We start from the raw sequence: 19,671 nt of genomic DNA, 5'->3' as shown, positions 1-19,671 counted from the left end.
TCTTTTTTGGTTTCTAAAATTACACTTTTTCTACGATTCCCGTAATTTGAGATGAAGCGGTGTTGGCAAAGTTTATAAACTATTTGCCGAATTTATCTTGGCTTCAATTCCATTGAAATATTCTACGTAGTCGACTAAGTCAGGCTCAATCCATTCGAGAAGCTCATATATTTCTTCTTTAATTGAAATTGCCTCTGTAAAATCTATATTATTTGCATTAAAGCAAATTGGCTCATTGTGGTATACTCTATTTCGGAACTCTCTTATATTGTTTAATTTTTGGTTTAGTATACTCCTGTTGACTTGTGCAGGTTTATTAGGAAAGCAATGTATTACTACGCCACCAATTAATTTATAATGATGTGGATCGAAAAGACTTGTCCAAAATCCCAAAGATTGTTCTGCTATTACTTTTCCAGCAGTGACAGTGCCTCCCATTCTTCGAATAGTTCTTTCAGCCTTTTGAATACTATTTTTAAGGTAAAATCGAGATCTTCTTAAGGAGTTGTCATCCATAAATCCATTTTTCTCAGTAATTATCCAATTTGGATTTGCAAAATGTCCTGAAATCTGATAGTTAATTATGTTTCTAAGTACAATTTCGAATAGATTTAGGATTGGGTAAAATGCTTGTGAAGTTCTTAGGTTTATTCTATATAACTTTTGAGCTTTAGATTTGGAGTTTCCTGTTGCCTGTAAAAACCTATTTAATCTTGGTTGAGAAACGTAATACTCAAGTTTGCGATATTCCAATTAAGAAGAAATTTTCTTGTTCATAACAAATATAGTCACTATTTTTGTACTGTAATGCTTGATAAAGCCTCTTTCCATTCGGAAACGTAATCAAGTGAAAGAATATTGAAAAGCCTCTTATTATGGGAGGCTTTTTTATTTTTTTTAAAAAATCATTATTGAGTTCGGTTCACGAAATAAATTGTGCCCAACGGTTTGCGGTTATCGCAAGTTGTGTGAGTAGGGACGCGAACTTGTCGGCTTAACCATTTTTTCTTAGTTTCTTAAATTACACTTTTTCTTTAATTACCTGTTATTTGCGATGAAGCGGTGTTGTAGTGCGTTTTATCCAGTTCAAAACTTTGTTAATTTCATCAATATCAGAAAACAAATCTGCTTTAGGATCGTATGTTCTAGTGTCAATCGTGACGCCTACTTTTTCTCCTGGAAGTTTTCGGCCTTGACTTGTCAAATTTCTTCTTAATTCATTAGGGGCCATATTGGGAAAAGGTAGCAAAGCTCCAATTATTGTCTCAGAATAATCGGTTTTTAATGAGAAAACGTTGAGTATGGATTTCACATTGTAATTACATATATAGTATGTGCCTGTCTGCTCTGATGTAAATTGATTATTAACCATTAAATGACCGGAAGTATCTGAATCTGGCTCAGTAATTTCCTTTCTAATTTCATTGTAATAATCATCCAATAGAAATAAATAGCCGAATTTCGCAAATGAAATTATGTAATTAGTCTTTAGTAAGGCTTTATCAACTTTTAGATTTTCAATTTTTTTCTTTTTTGGATGAAAGGTTAGTATTTCTCCTAGTGACTTATTTTTTAAGCCGTAAATAAATTTTTCTAAGGTATTAGGATTATTATTTTCTATTCTGTGTAGAACCTTCAAAATTCCATCACCTTGAGATGTAATTTCTGAGTTAACGTGTGTATCTTCAAATTCCACTCTTATTCTTTGATTCGATCCATTATAATATTTAGAGTCATCAATTTCTTTCAATCTATTTATAAGGTGATGATCAATAGTATGACCTGCTTTGGAATTACATACATAACAAGTTAATGCTATTCTTGAACCGTTTAATTTTGCTGGAGGTGAATCTTCTTCTGTTAGGAAATTTTTTGATTTATCAGAAATTAAATCAGATTTCTCAAATTGTTTCAAGCAAATTTGACAAATATATGTTTCATCATATTTGAGTTCAATATCAATTATTCCTTCATTTTTTAGAAGATGGAGTTGATTTGAAAATTTTTCGAATAATTTGGTTCTTGCTTTTAATCGATTACTCATATTATAAAATGCGCTACGACGGTTTCGCTTATCGCAAGTTGCGGGAGTAGGGATGCGGAGTTGTCGGCTTAATTCTTTTGTATCTTGGTTTCTAAAATTACACTTTTTCGATTAAACCCGTTATTTGCGATGAAGCGGTGTTGGGTACAGTTTTAATCCTAGTTTTTACAATAAGCATTAACACCTATTCTACCTACAATTGCTAACATTATTGCAACAGCAGGAGCAAGTAATGTAGCTGCAAATCCTAATGTTGCACCAAGAGCCGCAGAAATTACCGAGATGAAAATTGCATTTGTAATATTTGATTGTGATTTTAGCTTTTTTCTTTCTTCCGAATAATCTGGATGGTCACAAATGAACTTTTTAAATTCATCTTTAAATTTGTTTAAAAATGGTTCTGAATCTAATTTTTTATTGTTGCCTCCAAATGGAACAGTATCATTAGGACCCTCTGCAGATAACCACTTCACTATAGCTTCATCTTCTCCATAATTCGAAATCAGACTTTCTATTGAGGTTTTTTGGTAATTTTTCAGTTCGCTAAGCCAATCTTCTAATTTTATATTTTCAATTTCTTTTATCATATCATGTCGTTTATATATTCTGCAGATATACAGTGAGTAGTTTGATGTAATTCTCTTGGATTTATTCCGCCTAAAGATATTCCTCCTCCTTGTGATGGTGCATAAGCTCCAATTAGTACGCCTACAATCTTATTTAATTTTTCTGAAAAAATAATTCCTCCGGACTGTCCAGGTCGTGCCTGAGTATTAATTACGGCATGTTTTGATTTTATAGAATTTGATTCTAATAGAATTTTGGCTCCGATTTCAGTTTCTTGAAAAGTCAGAACTCTTCTTCCCTCTGTACAATGAGGAAAACTAAATATCCCTATTTTTTCTCCAATATTTAATTCATCAAATGAACCAATTTTTGGAAGATTGCCATGAAATTGAATATCTGCTTTAAGAATACATAAATCTTTTATTGGATCAATTTCTAAAACTTCTGTAGAAACAGGTTGACATCTATTGTCAGAAGTGTCTTGATACTCATTAATGTTTGTTATGTGTGGTGCTAAAATCACCAAATTATTTGGATCTTGTCCAACTACATGTTTTGATGTTACAATTTTTCCATCCGTAGTAATAAATGATCCAGTTCCTAACATTTGTACGCCATTAGGATTTATTTTTCCTATGACTACAACAATTTGCGTAAATATGTTCATATATGAAATTTTGTTTAAAATTGTACCCAACTCCTTTTATCTCAACCTTTCAAAACTATTAAATCAGATTTTGGTCGGTATAAAAGCAGGTTGATTAATAAACTTCCCAGTAAATCTATTAAAAATTTGTTACCGGCATTTACGGAAAACCATAATATGGGATAAGCTCTGGAACTATGAGGTTTTTTAGTATGCTTTGATTAAATTTGTTTAAAATAAAATATTATGAAAATCAGCCTTAAAAGACTTAATAAAGATTACCATTTTGAAACCGTAAACGAACGCGGGGATATTGTTCATTTAGATAATAAAACCAATGCCGAGCCAAAGGGTGCCAGCCCTATGGATTTGCTGCTTCGTGCCATTGCCGGATGTAGCAGTATCGATATTGTAATGATCTTAAAAAAACAACAAATAGAGTTAGATGACCTTCAGGTGGAGGTAGAGGGCTTTAGGGAAGATGGAGCTATCCCCAATGTTTTTAAGAAGATTCAGGTTAACTTTTTATTAAAAGGAGATGTGCCTGCGGCTAAGGCCAAACGTGCAGTAGACCTTTCTATGGATAAATATTGTTCGGTTTCTAAAATGTTGGAGAAAGCAGCAGAAATTAAATACGCCATTATCTTAAACGGGGAGTTGATTAATTAATAACCCCTCTCTTAAATACAAACTCAAAGGTTTTTAAAGAAGCATTATAATTTTGCTATTTAAAAGCTTTTGAGTTTTTTTAATTTCAGTATTTAGATAATTCTTTTGAAATGTTAATTTAAGTTTCTTTTTAATAAAAATAGCTTTGGAGGCTTGTGTTTAATGGCTTGTATCGTATATTTGTGGGTTCAAGTTCATTGTTTGAAATATCGTTATCAAGAAAGGTTGAGGGATTAGACCCTGCGACACCTTGGCAACCCTCCTGTAATGGGAGAAGGTGCTAAATTCTACTTCGCTTATTGCGCAGATAGATAACAGAAAAGAATTCTTTCCCGCTTCTTTTTTTGATAGTGATTTTAGATAAAATTATATGTCAGGATTAGAAGAACAACTTCAAAAAAAAATACTTGTTTTAGACGGTGCCATGGGGACTATGCTTCAGGAATATAAATTTTCTGAAGAAGACTTTCGTGGAGAACGTTTTAAAGATTGGCCTGCGCCTTTACAGGGTAATAACGACTTGCTATCTATTACGCAGCCAAAGGCAATTGCTACCATTCATCGCAAATATTTTGAAGCCGGTGCAGATATAGTAGAAACAAATACGTTTTCTGCTACTACCATAGCAATGGCCGATTATGAGATGGAAGAACTGGTAGATGAACTCAATTATGAGTCGGCTAGACTTGCCAAAGAGGTGGCGGTAGAATTAACAAAGAAAAACCCCGAAAAGCCTCGTTTTGTAGCGGGAGCTATGGGCCCTACCAATAAAACAGCCAGTATGAGCCCCGATGTAAACGATCCCGGGTTTAGGGCAATTTCTTTTGAGGAATTACGACTAGCCTACAGGCAACAAGCCAAAGCTTTAATAAAAGGAGGCGTAGATATTCTTTTGTTAGAAACCGTTTTTGATACTTTAAACGCTAAAGCTGCCCTTTTTGCCATAGATGAACTTAAAGAAGAGTTGGCTTTAGATATTCCTGTAATGGTTAGTGGCACAATTACCGATGCTTCGGGCCGTACCTTATCTGGGCAAACCGCTGAAGCTTTTCTTATTTCGGTTTCCCATATTCCATTGGTAAGTATTGGCTTTAACTGTGCATTAGGAGCTAAACAATTAACGCCACACCTGGAAGTTTTAAATCGTTTTGCAAGTTCAGGGGTTTCAGCCTATCCAAATGCCGGTTTACCAAATGCTTTTGGAGAATATGACCAGGACGCCGAAGAAATGGCGGCTGAGATCAAAGAATATCTGGAAAAAGGATTGGTGAATATTTTAGGTGGCTGCTGCGGTACCACACCAAAACATATAAAAGCTATTGCCGATATCACCAAAGATTATAAGCCACGTAAAATAGTGACCCCTAAGTTTTCTACTGTATTATGATAGCAACTGAGAATAAAGAAAAGGATATGGAGATTAGGCCCTTAAAACTATCTGGGCTGGAACCTTTGGTAATAACGCCCGACAGTAATTTTGTAAACGTGGGGGAGCGTACCAACGTTGCGGGTTCTAAAAGATTTCTACGATTAATAAAAGAAGATAAGTTTGAGGAAGCCCTGGAAGTTGCCAGGGATCAGGTAGACGGTGGTGCGCAGATTATAGATATCAATATGGACGATGGTCTTATTGATGGAAAAGAAGCTATGGTGAAATTTCTAAACCTAATTGTAGCCGAGCCCGATATTGCCCGCGTACCTATTATGATAGATAGTTCTAAGTGGGACATTATAGAAGCCGGTTTACAGGTAGTACAGGGAAAATGTGTGGTAAACTCTATTAGCCTTAAAGAAGGAGAAGCAGAATTTATTGAGCACGCCAAAAAGATTAAACGTTACGGGGCGGCGGTAATTGTTATGGCATTTGATGAAGTTGGACAGGCCGATAATTATGAGCGTAGAATTGAAATTGCCCAACGTTCTTATGATATTTTGGTGAATCAGGTGAAATTTCCTCCGGAAGATATCATTTTTGACCTGAATATATTTCCCGTGGGAACCGGGATGGACGAGCATAAAAAAAATGCGATAGATTTCATTGAGGGAACCCGGTGGGTAAAAGAAAACCTTCCGCATTGCAGTGTTAGCGGAGGAGTAAGTAATGTCTCGTTTTCTTTTCGCGGAAATAATCCGGTGCGGGAAGCCATGCACTCAGTGTTTTTGTATTATGCCATTAAGGCCGGAATGAATATTGGGATTGTAAACCCGGCCCTTCTGGAAGTTTACGATAATATTCCCAAAGACCTTCTGGAACATGTAGAAGATGTAATTTTAGATAGAAGGGAAGATGCCACCGAACGTTTGCTGGAGTTTGCCGAAACTGTGGTGGGTTCAAAAAAAGAGAGTAAAGTAGATCTCTCCTGGAGGGAAAATCCGCTTCAGGATAGAATTACCCATGCTTTGGTAAAAGGTATAGATACCTATATCCTGGAAGATATAGAGCAAGCCCGCCAGGAAGCAAGCAAACCAATTGAGGTGATAGAAGGCCATTTAATGATTGGAATGAATGTGGTAGGTGATCTCTTTGGAAGCGGAAAAATGTTTCTGCCACAGGTAGTGAAATCTGCCAGGGTGATGAAAAAAGCAGTGGCCTACCTTCTTCCATATATTGAAGCCGATAAGTCAAATAAGCGCTCTTCGGCCGGAAAAGTCCTTATGGCTACGGTTAAAGGAGATGTACACGATATTGGAAAAAATATTGTTAGCGTAGTATTGGGCTGTAACAATTACGAAATTATAGACCTGGGGGTGATGGTACCTCCCGAGAAGATTATAGATACTGCAAAAGCAGAAAATGTAGATGCCATTGGTTTAAGTGGATTAATTACGCCTTCCTTAGATGAGATGGTTTTTTTAGCTAAAGAAATGCAGCGGCAAAATTTTGATGTGCCCTTGCTTATTGGGGGTGCTACTACCTCTAAAGCTCATACAGCAGTAAAGATAGATCCGCAGTATAAAAATGCCGTTGCCCACGTAAACGATGCATCGCGGGCAGTAACAGTGGTGGGAGATCTTTTAAAAGAGGAAACACGAATAAAATATATGAGCGATCTTAAGGCTGAATATGATAAATTCAGGCAGAGCTTTAAGAAACGAAGTAAAGTAAAATCTTTTTTATCTATAGAGGAAGCCAGGCAAAACAGGTACAGTATAGATTGGGAGAATACGCAAATTACCAAACCCAATAATCCTGGAATTCATCAAATAGATCATTTCGACTTAAAAGAACTTGAAGCTTTTATAGATTGGAGCCCATTTTTTAGAAGCTGGGATTTACATGGTCGCTATCCAGATATTTTAGAAGATAAAGTAGTAGGTGAGCAAGCTACTTCTTTGTTTAAAGATGCTCAGGTGTTGCTGAAAAGAATTCTGGATGAAAAATTGCTGAAAGCGAAAGCTGTGTATGGGCTGTTCCCGGCAAATACCATAAATAGCGATGATATTGAAGTTCGTTATGAAGAAAATTCCGAAGAAAAAACGATTCTTTTTAGAAGCCTACGGCAACAGTTAAAAAAGCACGGGGGGAAACCAAATTTTGCCCTGGCAGATTTTATAGCACCAAAAGAAACAGGAATCCAGGATTATATAGGCTGTTTTTGTGTGACTACCGGTTTTGGAACGGCAGAGCTAGCTAAAAAATTTGAGGAAGATCTTGACGATTATAATTCTATTATGATCAAAGCCCTGGCCGATAGGCTGGCTGAAGCTTTTGCAGAATATTTACATAAAAAAATAAGGCGTGAAGACTGGGGTTATGCGCCCGAAGAGAATTTAAGCAACGAAGAATTAATAAAAGAAACTTATAAGGGGATTCGGCCTGCGCCAGGTTATCCTGCCTGTCCAGATCATTTAGAAAAATTGAGTATTTGGGAAATTTTGAAGGTTAAAGAGCGAATTGGGGTTAAACTAACCGAAAGTTTGGCCATGTGGCCGGCCGCGAGCGTAAGCGGTTATTATTTTGCCAATCCGGAAGCTCGATATTTTGGCCTGGGAAAAATTAAGGACGACCAGGTGAAAGACTTTGCCGAAAGAAAAGGAATCCCATTGAAACAAGCCGAGAAGTGGCTAAACCCAAATATTGCAGATTAAAAATAATAGCGATACCATGAAGATTACCGAACATATAGAAAATGCCAAAGGGGAAACTTTGTTTTCTTTTGAAATTGTTCCTCCACAAAAAGGAAAAAATATTCAGGATTTATACGATAATATAGATCCGTTAATGGAGTTTAATCCTCCGTTTATAGATGTCACTACCTCCAGGGAAGAATACCTGTATATTAAGAAAAAGAATGGTTTATTGGAGCGAAAAATAACGCGTATGCGTCCCGGTACGGTAGGTATATGTGCCGCATTAAAGCAAAGATACCAGGTAGATACCATTCCGCATGTTCTTTGCGGTGGTTTTACACGAGAGGAGACCGAGTATTTGTTGGTAGATTGCCATTATTTGGGGATAGATAACGTAATGGCCTTACGTGGTGATGCTATGAAACACCAACGTTATTTTGAGCCAACCAACGGAGGAAACTGTTACGCCAGCGATCTGGTTACCCAAATTAAAAACCTGGGCGTGGGGAAATATCTTAACGAAGTAATAGAATCAGATAACAATGCCGATTTTTGTGTAGGTGTGGCCGGCTATCCGGAAAAACATTTGGAGTCGCCTTCATTAACTACCGATTTAAAGTGGCTGAAAGCAAAAGTAGACGCTGGTGCCGATTATGTGGTTACCCAAATGTTTTTTAATAACCAGGCCTATTTCGATTTTGTAGAGAAAGCCAGGGAAGCCGGGATAAATGTGCCAATAATTCCTGGGATAAAGCCTATTGCCGTTAAAAAACATTTACAATTATTACCGCAGGTTTTTAGCATAGATTTACCCGAGGAGTTGATAGTGGGTGTTGAAGCTTGTAAAGATAATAAAGAGGTGAGAGAAGTGGGGATTGAATGGGCCATAGCGCAATCTCGCGAATTAAAAGCGGCGGGAGTGCCGGTTTTACACTATTACTCTATGGGAAAAAGCAGTAATATTCAAAAAATAGCAGAAGCTGTTTTTTAAAATATTAGGCTACATTTGTGGGGCATGAAGAAAATTACAGCCCTATTTTTTCTTATAAATTTATATAATGCTTCTGCCCAGGAATTCGGGCAGAAACATTATTCTTTTGATGCCAGCTATTTTTACGGAACCATAGCTGAACATAATCCTGATATCTCCCATTTAATCACCGGGCATCCTACCGGGCTTATTCTTGGTTTTAATAAAAAAAGTTTCGGTTTTAAAGATTGGGAAAAACCTTATAATTATCCCGATGTTGGGGTTTCTCTTACCTATCAGGATATGAAAAATCCTAATTTGGGTGAAAATTATGGCTTGTATGCCCATATGAATTTTTACCTCTTTAAAAGAAATTTGATGTTTAGAATAGGCCAGGGCCTTGCCTATGCCTCTAACCCATACCATCCCGATAAAAATTACAGGAATAATGCCTATGGTTCACGTTTGCTAAGTTCTACCTATCTTATGGCAAACTATAGAAAGGAGAATATATTTGAAGGCCTGGGTTTTCAAGGCGGGCTTTCTTTAATTCATTATTCCAATGCCGATTTTAAATCGCCTAATGCCAGTACAAACACTATTACATTTAACCTGGGGATAAACTATGTGCTAAATCACCAAAATTTACCCGATTATATTCCCAGGGGGGCAAAAGAAAAATATACAGAACCCTTTCATTTTAATTTTGCTTTGCGAAGCGGTGTAAATACTATGGGAATTATAGGTTCTAAACAGTATCCGTTTTTAACCTTTTCGGCCTATGTAGATAAGGTGCTTAACCATAAAAGTACCCTTCAGGCCGGAACCGAAGTTTTCTTCTCAAAAGCAATGGCAGAGCGTATAAAATACCAGTCGATAGCTTTTCCTTTAGGCAGTACTACTGGAGATGAAGATTCTAAACGGGTTGGTGTTTTTGTAGGTCACCAGTTAAATTTTGATAAACTATCGGTAATTACGCATTTGGGCTATTATGCCTATTACCCCTACGAGCATTTTGTAGATCAGTTATATAACCGCATTGGTTTACAAAGAAAACTTACCGAAGATTTATGGGCTTCACTAACAGTTAGATCGCATTATGCCAACGCAGAAGCTGTAGAACTTTCTATAGGATATCGCTTATGAAAAAACAGGTTTTAGGAATATCGATCTTACTTTTTATCTTTTTAGGATGTAATGCTGAAGATGCGCCTACCTGTATAAAAACTTCGGGTAAGATTATTGCTGAAGAGTTTGCTGTAGATGCTTTCGAGGAAATTATAGTTTATGAACGGGTAAAGCTCTTCCTTGAACAAGGTGATGAATATAAGGTGAAGATTGAAACCGGTGAAAATTTAAGGGAAAAAGTATATGCTGAAGTAGAAAACAATAGGCTTCAGCTTAGAAACGAAAACTCCTGTAATCTTTTTCGGGATTATGAAATCACTAAAATTTATGTAACTACACCTACTTTAAATTGGTTACAGAATAGTAGTGGAAGCAGTATAGAAAGCATGGGAACTTTAAAATTCCCTGAACTTTGGTTGCGTTCTTTTAACCAGGAGGAAGATCCCAATATTCATACAAATGGCGATTTTATTTTAGATTTGGAGGTTGAGAACCTAAGAATTACCAACGATAATATTTCTAATTATTTCCTTAGCGGAAAAGCTACCAATGTTAACCTGTTTTTTGCCAATGGGGACGGTAGATTGGAAGCCGACGATTTAATAGTGCAGCATTATGATGTGTTGCACCGCGGTACCAACAAGTTAATTGTGAATCCGCAGCAATCTTTAAAGGGAGTTATTTTTGGATTTGGTGATATTATATCAAAAAATCGTCCGCCCATAGTAGATGTTGAACAGCACTATACCGGAAGACTTATTTTTGAGTAAGTTCAGCAAATAAGCTTTCTAAGTTTTTTGTCTTTTGATTTAACTGCAATGTTTTTAACCCATTATTGTGTGCAAAATCAAATACAGCCGGGCGCATGTCTTTTTTAGTATCAAATGTAAGTTCGTGGGCAAATCCGCCTACGTTTTTTGCAGACTTTAGATGGGGTAGTCTTTGTAATGCAATGTTTTCTATCCGGTAATCAAACTCTACGAAAATAACCTGTTCATTTTCTTCCCGTAAGTCTTTTAAGTTTTTGTCGGCTACCACTTCACCTTTGTTAATAATAATTACACGGTCGCAAACAGCTTCTACTTCCTGCATAATGTGAGTAGATAGAAATATGGTTTTGCCTGTTTTTTCTTTTCCAATTTGTTTAATAAGTGTTCTAATTTCTACTAATTGGTTAGGGTCTAAACCTGTAGTTGGTTCATCCAGGATTAAAACCTGGGGATCGTGTAGCAAAGCTGTTGCCAGGCCAACCCGTTGCCTGTATCCTTTAGAGAGCTGTGCTATCTTTTTATTGGCTTCCGGTTTTAGCCCGGTAAGTTCAATCACTTTTTCAATTCGGGATTTATTTATCTTGTAGATTCTGGCATTAAATTCTAAGTATTCCCGCACATACATTTCTGTATATAAAGGATTATGTTCGGGGAGGTAGCCTATTTGCTGCTGAATTTTATGTAAATCGTCTTCAAGGGAAATTCCATTTATTTTAGCCGTGCCTGCCGATGGGCTTAAATAACCGGTTAAGATTTTCATTAAAGTAGATTTTCCGGCACCGTTGGGTCCCAAAAAACCAACAATTTCTCCTTTATTCAGCTTAAAAGAAACAGCATCCAGCGCTTTTTGTTCGTTATAAAACTTTGAGATTTCCTGAACATGAATAGACATAACAAGCTTTTTTTCAAAAGTAAGGATTTTTAAATCACCTAAAACAGTCAAAATTAGTCTGCCGCTTGTGGTAACCTATAAAGGGCTTTGTAGATTTCGGAATTGCAGGTAATCTTATCAAAGTCTTATTGCAAATCTTTCGATTTATTTGTGGAAAAAAAATTAAGTCTATAAAAAGCTTTGTAAACTTTAAAAAAACCTGAGAAAAGATTTTTCGTTAAAGAATTATATTCTACTTTAGCCGCATAACAAAGAAACAATGAATCACGCATTTAACTGGAACGCATTTTATTTTTTTTATTTCTATTTCAGAGATAGGAACGGGAATGCTATGTAGTTAAGTAAGAAATTATATAAAAAAGTCCCGATAAATATCGGGGCTTTTTTTTTACACAATTTTGAGATTTAATTAAAGATTAATGGATAAAATTATCGCAATACAGGGAGTGCAGGGCTCATTCCACCATTTGGTAGCCCAGGAATATTACCATAAAGAGGTTGATGTTTTAGAATGTATGTCTTTTGCAGAACTTACTAAAAGCCTGGTGACCGGTGTAGCTAAAGAGGGAGTAATGGCCATAGAAAATTCTATTGCGGGTTCAATTTTACCAAATTATGCACTTATAGATGAAAATAACTTAAAAGTAGTTGGCGAGCATTATATTCCCATAGACATGAATTTTATGGCAATGCCGGGACAAAAAATAGAGAATATTAAAAAAGTCTATTCACATCCCATGGCACTTTTACAGTGTAAGGAATTTTTTAAAAAGTATCCGCATATTAAACTTATTGAAGATGCAGATACTGCTGAAGTGGCACGAAGAATCTCAGAAAAGGGAAGCACAAAAGTCGCTGCGGTAGCCAGTAAGGCAGCAGCTCGGTTGTTTGGGTTGGATATTTTGGCTGAAAGTATTCATACCAAAAAAAGCAATGCAACGCGTTTTTTGATTTTAAGCACAAAAAAGAAAGAGCCTAATGGCGATAAAATAGATAAAGCATCTTTAAAATTTGAATTGGAAAGTAAACGAGGCAGCCTGGTTTCGGTACTAAATATTTTAAGGGATTTTAATCTGGATATGACCAAGATCCAGAGTATGCCTATTATAGAATTTCCCTGGAAATATTCATTTTTTATAGATGTAATCTTTGAAGATTATATAGAATTTAAAAAGGCTATGGATATTTTGGAAGTGATGACCGAGCGATTAACAATTTTAGGAACCTACAAAAATAGTTTGTAATGATAGAGCAGGCCAAGAGATTAGATAGTGTAAAGGAGTACTACTTTTCTTCAAAGTTAAGAGAGGTGCGTGCTATGGCGGCTGCCGGGAAAGATATTATTAACCTGGGTATTGGTAGTCCAGATTTGGCACCACCCCAACAGGTGATTTCGGCTTTAAATGAGGCACTGGTAAATACCGGTGCACATCAATATCAGCCTTACAAAGGTACCGCCGATTTTAGAAATGCCATAGCCGAATTTTATCAAAATTATTATCAGGTTTCACTTGATGCCGAAACTGAGATCCTTCCGCTTATGGGAAGTAAAGAGGGAATTACCCATATTTCCCTGGCCTTTTTAAACGAGGGCGATGAAGTACTTATTCCAAACCCTGGGTATCCAACCTATTCCTCGGTTACCGAACTGGTAGGTGCCAAGGCTGTTTACTACAATTTGAATGCTGAAGGAAACTGGTTGCCAAATTTGGAAGAACTGGCCAAAAAAGATTTAAGCAAAGTAAAATTAATGTGGGTTAACTATCCGCATATGCCTACCGGTGCTTCTGCAAATGAAAGTTTATTTGAAGAACTTGTAACTTTTGCTAAAACCCATAATATTTTAATTGTAAACGACAATCCTTATAGTTTTATCTTAAACGAGCACCCAAAAAGTATTTTAGAAGCTGAAGGGGCCAGGGAAGTGGTTTTAGAGCTTAATTCGTTGAGCAAGACTTTTAACATGGCTGGCTGGCGAATAGGAATGCTTTGTGGCAGCGAAAGAAATTTGAATACAGTTTTAAAAGTTAAAACCAATATGGATAGCGGTATGTTTTATCCGCTTCAGGCCGGTGCAGCAGCAGCTTTACGCTTAAATAAAGATTGGTTTTCTGAACAGAATAAAATTTATCAAAGTCGGAAAGAAAAAGTTTTGGAGCTGGCGGAAGCCTTAGAGTGTGAACCCGAAAAAGATCAAACAGGAATGTTTGTTTGGGCAAAGGTTCCGAAGGGAACAAACGCCGAATCTTTTGTGGATTTTCTGCTAAATAAATACCACATTTTTACTGCACCGGGTTTTATTTTTGGTAGTAATGGCGAAGCCTATATTAGGTTTTCCCTTTGTGCTTCCGAAGAAAATATAGAACGCGCTATAAAAAGGATAAAACAATGAAGGTTCAAATTATAGGAATAGGCCTTATAGGCGGTTCGTTTGCCATAGATATTAAATCGGCTTTTCCAGAAGCCGAAATTTATGGTAGTGACGCCGATGCCAAAAACCTTAAAAAGGCGAAAACCCTTGGGATTATAGATCATATTGCAAAAATAGAAGATACGCCGCAAGCCGATGTAGTTTTGGTAGCAGTGCCGGTAGATGCTGCTACTAAAGTAGTAAGCCGGGTTTTGGATTTAGTGGGTGATAATACCCTGGTTTTTGATGCAGGTTCTACTAAAGCAGGGCTTTGTAAGGAAATTGCCAATCATAAGAATAGGAGGAATTTTTTGGCAGCTCACCCTATTGCGGGTACAGAATTTTCTGGCCCGGAGGCAGCAATTGCTAATCTTTACAGAAAAAAGACCAATATTATATGCGAGGTAGAGAAAACAGCTTTTAAGCTTCAGGAACGGGCACTCGATATTTTTCAGAAATTGGGAATGCGCATTAGGTACATGGATCCTGTGTCTCACGATAGGCATATAGCTTATGTTTCACATTTATCGCACATAAGTTCATTTATGTTGGGTAAAACAGTATTGGAAAAAGAACGTAATGAGCGGGATATATTTGATTTGGCGGGTAGCGGATTTGCCTCTACGGTAAGACTGGCAAAAAGTTCCCCCGCAATGTGGTCGCCCATATTCAGGGAAAATAAAAGCAATGTTCTGGAGACTTTAACCGAGTATATCAATAATCTTACACATTTTAGGGATTTGCTTGAAAATGATGATTTTCAGGAGGTGTATAACGAGATGCAACGCACCAATCATATTAAATCAATTTTAAACGGAATAAACTAATAAATCATAACTAAATTTTAAATTATGGAAAACAAGAAAGAATTAAGAGGCTGGCTAGACGCTTTCGGATTAGAACATCCGTTAGTAATTGCAGGACCCTGTAGTGCAGAGACCGAAGAGCAGGTTTTAAACATCGCACACCAATTAAAAGATACTGATGCTACCGTATTACGTGCCGGAATATGGAAGCCCAGAACCAGACCGGGAAACTTTGAAGGTGTGGGAGCTTTAGGCTTAAAATGGTTGAAAAAAGCAAAGGAAGAAACCGGCATGTTAACTTCAACTGAGGTAGCAAACCCACATCATGTAGATCTTGCTTTAGAAAATGATGTAGATATTCTTTGGATAGGCGCAAGAACAACGGTTTCTCCTTTTATTGTACAGGAAATTGCTGAAGCGCTAAAAGGCACCGATAAAACCGTATTGGTGAAAAACCCTGTAAACCCAGACCTTTCTCTTTGGTTGGGAGCAGTTGAAAGATTGTATACCCAGGACATTAAGAATTTAGGAGTTATTCACCGTGGATTTTCTGCTTACGAAAAAACCAAATATAGAAATAACCCGGAATGGCAAATAGCAATTGAACTTCAGAATAAATTTCCAGATCTACCGTTAATTTTAGATCCTTCGCATATTGCAGGACGTAGAGATATTATTTTTGATCTTTGCCAAACGGCACTTGATCTTAATTACGACGGAATTATGGTTGAAACCCACCATACGCCAGACGATGCCTGGAGTGATGCTGCACAACAAATTACCCCTGCAACACTTATTCAAATTATGAAAGACTTGCAGATTAGAAAAGAAATTTCTGAAAGTGAAGAGTTTCAAAATAAACTAGGCACTTTAAGAGCTAAAATTGATGTGGCCGATAACCAGTTAATTGAACTACTTTCAAAAAGAATGAAGATTTCTGATGAAATTGGCCAGGTTAAAAAAGCCCAAAACGTTTCTGTATTACAAACCAAAAGATGGAATGAAATTCTTGGAAAAATGGTGCTTGAAGGAGAGCAACACGGTTTGAGCGAAGAATTTATCTTAAGGTTATTTAAAGCTGTTCACCAGGAATCTATTAATCACCAGGAGAAAATCATGAAATCTTAGAATCTTGTTTTCCATGATTTTTGGTTTAAAAGCAAATAGTAAAAACTGCTTTTGCTATTTTAGCAAAGTGGCTGTTTGAAGGTTGACTTATGGACGTCATCCTGAAGTTGTTTCAGGATCTAAATTGTTAAGATAATAAAAGCTGAAGCAAGTTCAGCTTGACGAAAATTAGAATTTTCAAACAGCCACTTAAAAAACCATAATGTGAATGATAGGAACCGTTTATAAATCTACCGGAAGCTGGTACCAGGTGAAAAGTGAAGCTGGAAAGTTTTACGATTGCCGTATTAAAGGAAAATTTAGAATTAAAGGTATTAAAAGTACCAACCCGGTTGCTGTGGGAGACCGTGTGCAGTTTGATGTTGAAGATAAAGAAAGCAAGGCACAGGGCGTGATTAAAGAGATTGAGGAACGGCAAAATTATATTATTCGAAAATCTGTTAACCTTTCTAAGCAAACTCATATAATTGCAGCCAATATAGATCAGGTTTTTTTATTAATTACCTTAAATAACCCGCCTACCCTTACCACTTTTATAGATCGGTTTTTGGTGACTGCCGAAGCCTATCAGGTAAAAGCCGTATTGCTTTTTAATAAGGTAGATACTTACAATGAAGATGAACTTGTAGAAGTGAAATATCTTGCGGCAATTTACAGAAGTGCCGGTTACGATTGTATAGGTATTTCAGCTAAAACAGGTAAAAATGTAGACAAGGTAAAAGAGATGATGACCGGTAAGACCAGTATGTTTGCCGGCCACAGTGGTACTGGTAAATCTACTTTGGTGAATGCAATAGAGCCCGGTTTAAATTTAAAAACCTCTGAGATTTCAGAACAACATAAACAAGGACAGCATACCACTACTTTTGCTGAAATGTTTGATCTTGGTTTTGATGCCAGAATTATTGATACACCGGGAATTAAAGGCTTTGGAGTGGTGGAAATTGAACGAGAAGAACTGGGAGATTATTTCCCTGAATTTTTTAAACTTAAACAAGATTGTAAATTTCATAATTGTCTACATCTGGAAGAGCCAAAATGTGCGGTAAAGGATGCTCTTGAAGATGGAGAGATTGCCTGGAGCCGCTATAAAAGTTATTTGCAGATTATGGAAGACGAGGAAGACAATTATAGAACAGATATTTATCCAAAAAAATGAGAGTAGTATTACAAAGAGTTTCAAAAGCTTCGGTGCAAATTAACCATGAGATTAATGCAGTAATGCAGAAGGGACTTCTAATTTTACTGGGAATTGAGGCTGAAGACACTCAGGAAGATATAGATTGGCTTTGTAATAAAATAGTAAAAATGCGCATTTTTAATGACGAAAATGAAGCTATGAACCTGTCTTTATTAGATGTAGGTGGTGATGCTATTGTGGTAAGCCAGTTTACCCTGCACGCTTCTACTAAAAAGGGTAATAGGCCCAGTTTTATAAAAGCTGCAAAACCCGATATTGCTGTACCGCTATATGAGAAATTCATTAAAAAACTGGAAGAAAGTTTAGGGAAACCGGTTGGGAGTGGAGAGTTTGGTGCCGATATGAAGGTAGAGTTAATTAACGACGGCCCGGTTACGATAATAGTGGATTCTAAAAATAAAAGTTAAAATTAGTTAAAAATTTATATCTTGCGGATTTATTATTCATCACATTCGATAAATGCGCAAAATTTTATTGTTTCTATTTGTAGTTATTCAAATAGTTCCTTCCTTGATTTTTGGTCAGGACTATGCCATATCTTCCATTGAGCCAAATTTACTATCCAATGCCAATTCTGTAGTACGAAATCAATCTATAGAAATCTCAGTTCTTTCTAAAGATAAGATGAGGGTTAAAACAAAGCGTGTGGTAACCGTGTTCAACGAATATGGTGAGCAACACATAGGTGCCTATGATTTTTACGATGACCACAGTAAGATAAAATCTCAGGAGGCTATTGTTTACAATAGTAAGGGGAAAGAGATAGAGAAAATAAAGAAAAGAGATTTTCAGGATCGTAGCCTTATAGGTTCTAATACGCTTTATAGCGATAATAGATTAAGTTACTTAAGCTATACTATTAAAGATTATCCAATAACAATTGCTTACGAAAGTGAGATAGAAACAAACTCCACAATATTTATTCAGTCATGGAATCCCCTGGAGAACTATAATTTAAGCGTAGAAAAATCTTCTTATAAATTAATTAACCCAAATGCTATTCCCTTTAGGTTTGAAGAAAGAAACCTGGAAGGCTTAGAGCTTAAAAAACAAAATACTGGTGCAGGTTTAAATTATGAGGTGAGGAATATTTCTGCAGTAAAAAGTGAAGTTTTTAGTCCTAATCTTTCAACTTATGCCCCCAGGGTGTTAGTTGCTTTAAATGAATTTGCACTGGTTGGGGTAGAAGGAAAAGCTTCTAATTGGAAAGAATTAGGTAAATGGCAGTATGAGTATTTATTGAAGGAGAAAATGGAACTTCCGCGGGAAACTATTTTAAAACTTAATGAGTTGACTTCAAATGCAGTTTCTAACAGGGAAAAAGCAGAGATTATCTATAATTATGTTCAGGAAAATACACGGTATATAAGTGTACAATTGGGAATTGGCGGCTGGGAGCCAATGCTTGCCAAAGAGGTGGATGAATTGGGCTACGGCGACTGTAAAGCCTTAACTAATTACACCAAGGCTCTTTTAGAATCGCAGGGAATACCTTCGTACTATACAGTGGTTTATGGCGGCGATAAAAATAATATAGACCCTGAATTTGCCTCCATGCAGGGCAATCATGTAATCCTGAATTTGCCTTTGGCAGAAGAAGATATATGGTTGGAGTGTACCAGTCAAACTAATCCGTTTAACTATTTGGGCGATTTTACCGATGATAGAAAGGTTTTAAAAATAACCGAAGATGGTGGGGAGATAATAAGTACTCCAAATTATGCTACTGCTGCCAACCTTAGGGAAAGTTTTGTGGAAATTCAATTGGATGAATCTGGTGGTTTTTTAGCTGAAATTACGCGTAAAAACCACGGAATCCCGTATGGTGATATCTATAGTATTGAAAGTCTAAAAAATGATCATCAAAAAATATACTACCGGGAAAATTGGGGGCATCTACGAGAATTACAATTTGATAAAATTGCTTTTGAGAATGATAGGGATTCAATTGTGTTTACCGAAAAGCTAAAGATTAAAGGGGCTAAACTGGCTATGCAAGCTGGTAACCGATTACTGGTGCCTGTTAATTTTTTAAAAGCAAAAACTTTTAATTTACCCAGAAATGAATCTCGTAAACATCCATTGGTAATTGAAAGGGGGAAGACTTATAAAGATCACTTTCAATTTACCTTACCGGCAGGGTTTAAAGTAGAGTCAATTCCGGAGCCCATAACCATCGAAAATGAATACGGTAAACTAATTATGGAAACCAGTATTGTAGAGGAAGATGAGACCAAACTAGATGTAAAAAGAATACTGGTTTTGGAAGAGGGGAACTGGAAAAGTTCAGCGTATAATTCGTATAGGGAGTTTATGAACCAAATTAAATCTTATGCCAATCAAAAAGCAGTTTTAGTTAGTAATTAATC

18 protein-coding genes and 1 riboswitch are annotated in these 19,671 nt (G+C 36.5%); of the genes, 13 read left to right on the top strand and 5 right to left on the bottom strand.

The features are described from left to right. Positions 1-72: 72 nt before the first annotated feature. The 4 genes from GUB10_RS11615 to GUB10_RS11600 all read right to left on the bottom strand — a co-directional run bounded on the left by GUB10_RS11615 (position 73) and on the right by GUB10_RS11600 (position 3,278). Entirely contained in the window at positions 73-753 is a 681-nt protein-coding gene (locus tag GUB10_RS11615) for an Abi family protein (protein ID WP_193711624.1), read from the bottom strand. A gap of 292 nt (positions 754-1,045) precedes the next feature. Continuing rightward, complete coding sequence (locus tag GUB10_RS11610; protein ID WP_193711623.1) at positions 1,046-2,044, bottom strand: hypothetical protein; 999 nt, start codon at positions 2,042-2,044, stop codon at positions 1,046-1,048. Between the two features lie 158 nt (positions 2,045-2,202). After that, complete coding sequence (locus GUB10_RS11605) at positions 2,203-2,631, bottom strand: hypothetical protein (protein WP_193711622.1); 429 nt, start codon at positions 2,629-2,631, stop codon at positions 2,203-2,205. Beyond that, on the bottom strand, positions 2,628-3,278 hold the full coding sequence (locus GUB10_RS11600; RefSeq protein ID WP_193711621.1) for a serine protease: 651 nt from the start codon (positions 3,276-3,278) through the stop codon (positions 2,628-2,630). The genes GUB10_RS11605 and GUB10_RS11600 overlap by 4 nt, the downstream gene beginning before the upstream one ends. A gap of 225 nt (positions 3,279-3,503) precedes the next feature. On the opposite strand from GUB10_RS11600, the gene GUB10_RS11595 reads away from it, so the two are divergent. The 6 genes from GUB10_RS11595 to GUB10_RS11570 all read left to right on the top strand — a co-directional run bounded on the left by GUB10_RS11595 (position 3,504) and on the right by GUB10_RS11570 (position 10,865). After that, entirely contained in the window at positions 3,504-3,926 is a 423-nt protein-coding gene (locus GUB10_RS11595; RefSeq protein WP_193711620.1) for an OsmC family protein, read from the top strand. A gap of 209 nt (positions 3,927-4,135) precedes the next feature. After that, positions 4,136-4,244: riboswitch (SAM riboswitch) on the top strand. 52 nt (positions 4,245-4,296) lie between these two features. Next, positions 4,297-5,313 carry a homocysteine S-methyltransferase family protein gene (locus tag GUB10_RS11590; protein ID WP_193711619.1) on the top strand — a complete coding sequence of 339 codons (1,017 nt, stop codon included), beginning with the start codon at positions 4,297-4,299 and terminating at the stop codon, positions 5,311-5,313. Continuing rightward, on the top strand, positions 5,310-8,015 hold the full coding sequence (gene metH, locus GUB10_RS11585) for a methionine synthase (protein WP_193711618.1): 2,706 nt from the start codon (positions 5,310-5,312) through the stop codon (positions 8,013-8,015). Before GUB10_RS11590 ends, metH begins: the two co-directional genes overlap by 4 nt. 16 nt (positions 8,016-8,031) lie before the next feature. Next, on the top strand, positions 8,032-8,988 hold the full coding sequence (gene metF, locus GUB10_RS11580; protein ID WP_193711709.1) for a methylenetetrahydrofolate reductase [NAD(P)H]: 957 nt from the start codon (positions 8,032-8,034) through the stop codon (positions 8,986-8,988). A 24-nt stretch (positions 8,989-9,012) separates the two neighbouring features. Then, positions 9,013-10,113, top strand: a complete 1,101-nt coding sequence (locus GUB10_RS11575) for an acyloxyacyl hydrolase (RefSeq protein WP_193711617.1) — start codon at positions 9,013-9,015, stop codon at positions 10,111-10,113. Further along, entirely contained in the window at positions 10,110-10,865 is a 756-nt protein-coding gene (locus GUB10_RS11570) for a head GIN domain-containing protein (RefSeq protein ID WP_193711616.1), read from the top strand. Before GUB10_RS11575 ends, GUB10_RS11570 begins: the two co-directional genes overlap by 4 nt. Here the strand turns inward: GUB10_RS11570 and gldA are convergent. Continuing rightward, positions 10,852-11,757: a gliding motility-associated ABC transporter ATP-binding subunit GldA gene (gene gldA / locus GUB10_RS11565; protein WP_193711615.1), complete on the bottom strand. Its 906-nt coding sequence runs from the start codon at positions 11,755-11,757 to the stop codon at positions 10,852-10,854. The two genes, GUB10_RS11570 and gldA, sit on opposite strands and share 14 nt — an antisense overlap. 419 nt (positions 11,758-12,176) lie before the next feature. Here gldA and GUB10_RS11560 point away from each other — a divergent pair, with 419 nt between their 5' ends. From GUB10_RS11560 to GUB10_RS11530, 7 genes are all read left to right on the top strand, one after another. Beyond that, positions 12,177-13,001 (top strand): prephenate dehydratase, encoded by an 825-nt coding sequence (locus GUB10_RS11560; protein ID WP_193711614.1) that lies wholly within the window; start codon positions 12,177-12,179, stop codon positions 12,999-13,001. Continuing rightward, entirely contained in the window at positions 13,001-14,149 is a 1,149-nt protein-coding gene (locus tag GUB10_RS11555; RefSeq protein ID WP_193711613.1) for a pyridoxal phosphate-dependent aminotransferase, read from the top strand. Before GUB10_RS11560 ends, GUB10_RS11555 begins: the two co-directional genes overlap by 1 nt. Continuing rightward, the gene (locus tag GUB10_RS11550) at positions 14,146-14,994 is read left to right on the top strand and encodes a prephenate dehydrogenase (RefSeq protein ID WP_193711612.1); all 849 of its coding nucleotides are present in this window, start codon (positions 14,146-14,148) and stop codon (positions 14,992-14,994) included. Before GUB10_RS11555 ends, GUB10_RS11550 begins: the two co-directional genes overlap by 4 nt. A 24-nt stretch (positions 14,995-15,018) precedes the next feature. After that, positions 15,019-16,101: a bifunctional 3-deoxy-7-phosphoheptulonate synthase/chorismate mutase type II gene (locus tag GUB10_RS11545; RefSeq protein WP_193711611.1), complete on the top strand. Its 1,083-nt coding sequence runs from the start codon at positions 15,019-15,021 to the stop codon at positions 16,099-16,101. A 208-nt stretch (positions 16,102-16,309) separates the two neighbouring features. Further along, on the top strand, positions 16,310-17,260 hold the full coding sequence (rsgA, locus tag GUB10_RS11540) for a ribosome small subunit-dependent GTPase A (protein WP_193711610.1): 951 nt from the start codon (positions 16,310-16,312) through the stop codon (positions 17,258-17,260). Beyond that, positions 17,257-17,709 carry a D-aminoacyl-tRNA deacylase gene (gene dtd / locus GUB10_RS11535; RefSeq protein ID WP_193711609.1) on the top strand — a complete coding sequence of 151 codons (453 nt, stop codon included), beginning with the start codon at positions 17,257-17,259 and terminating at the stop codon, positions 17,707-17,709. Before rsgA ends, dtd begins: the two co-directional genes overlap by 4 nt. Positions 17,710-17,761: 52 nt before the next feature. Beyond that, positions 17,762-19,669: a DUF3857 domain-containing protein gene (locus tag GUB10_RS11530; RefSeq protein ID WP_193711608.1), complete on the top strand. Its 1,908-nt coding sequence runs from the start codon at positions 17,762-17,764 to the stop codon at positions 19,667-19,669. Positions 19,670-19,671: the final 2 nt, after the last annotated feature.

It is taken from the genome of Salegentibacter sp. BLCTC (assembly GCF_015143665.1).
Classification (GTDB): Bacteria; Bacteroidota; Bacteroidia; order Flavobacteriales; family Flavobacteriaceae; genus Salegentibacter; species Salegentibacter maritimus.
This window is presented reverse-complemented; position numbering and strand designations above follow the sequence as displayed.

Bases quoted from the DNA above. Each gene is read 5' to 3' on its own strand.
- GUB10_RS11610 (WP_193711623.1), bottom strand. From the start codon at position 2,044: ATGAGTAATCGATTAAAAGCAAGAACCAAATTATTCGAAAAATTTTCA.
- GUB10_RS11605 (WP_193711622.1), bottom strand. From the start codon at position 2,631: ATGATAAAAGAAATTGAAAATATAAAATTAGAAGATTGGCTTAGCGAA.
- GUB10_RS11600 (WP_193711621.1), bottom strand. From the start codon at position 3,278: ATGAACATATTTACGCAAATTGTTGTAGTCATAGGAAAAATAAATCCT.
- GUB10_RS11595 (WP_193711620.1), top strand. From the start codon at position 3,504: ATGAAAATCAGCCTTAAAAGACTTAATAAAGATTACCATTTTGAAACC.
- GUB10_RS11590 (WP_193711619.1), top strand. From the start codon at position 4,297: ATGTCAGGATTAGAAGAACAACTTCAAAAAAAAATACTTGTTTTAGAC.
- metH (WP_193711618.1), top strand. From the start codon at position 5,310: ATGATAGCAACTGAGAATAAAGAAAAGGATATGGAGATTAGGCCCTTA.
- metF (WP_193711709.1), top strand. From the start codon at position 8,032: ATGAAGATTACCGAACATATAGAAAATGCCAAAGGGGAAACTTTGTTT.
- GUB10_RS11575 (WP_193711617.1), top strand. From the start codon at position 9,013: ATGAAGAAAATTACAGCCCTATTTTTTCTTATAAATTTATATAATGCT.
- GUB10_RS11570 (WP_193711616.1), top strand. From the start codon at position 10,110: ATGAAAAAACAGGTTTTAGGAATATCGATCTTACTTTTTATCTTTTTA.
- gldA (WP_193711615.1), bottom strand. From the start codon at position 11,757: ATGTCTATTCATGTTCAGGAAATCTCAAAGTTTTATAACGAACAAAAA.
- GUB10_RS11560 (WP_193711614.1), top strand. From the start codon at position 12,177: ATGGATAAAATTATCGCAATACAGGGAGTGCAGGGCTCATTCCACCAT.
- GUB10_RS11555 (WP_193711613.1), top strand. From the start codon at position 13,001: ATGATAGAGCAGGCCAAGAGATTAGATAGTGTAAAGGAGTACTACTTT.
- GUB10_RS11550 (WP_193711612.1), top strand. From the start codon at position 14,146: ATGAAGGTTCAAATTATAGGAATAGGCCTTATAGGCGGTTCGTTTGCC.
- GUB10_RS11545 (WP_193711611.1), top strand. From the start codon at position 15,019: ATGGAAAACAAGAAAGAATTAAGAGGCTGGCTAGACGCTTTCGGATTA.
- rsgA (WP_193711610.1), top strand. From the start codon at position 16,310: ATGATAGGAACCGTTTATAAATCTACCGGAAGCTGGTACCAGGTGAAA.
- dtd (WP_193711609.1), top strand. From the start codon at position 17,257: ATGAGAGTAGTATTACAAAGAGTTTCAAAAGCTTCGGTGCAAATTAAC.
- GUB10_RS11530 (WP_193711608.1), top strand. From the start codon at position 17,762: ATGCGCAAAATTTTATTGTTTCTATTTGTAGTTATTCAAATAGTTCCT.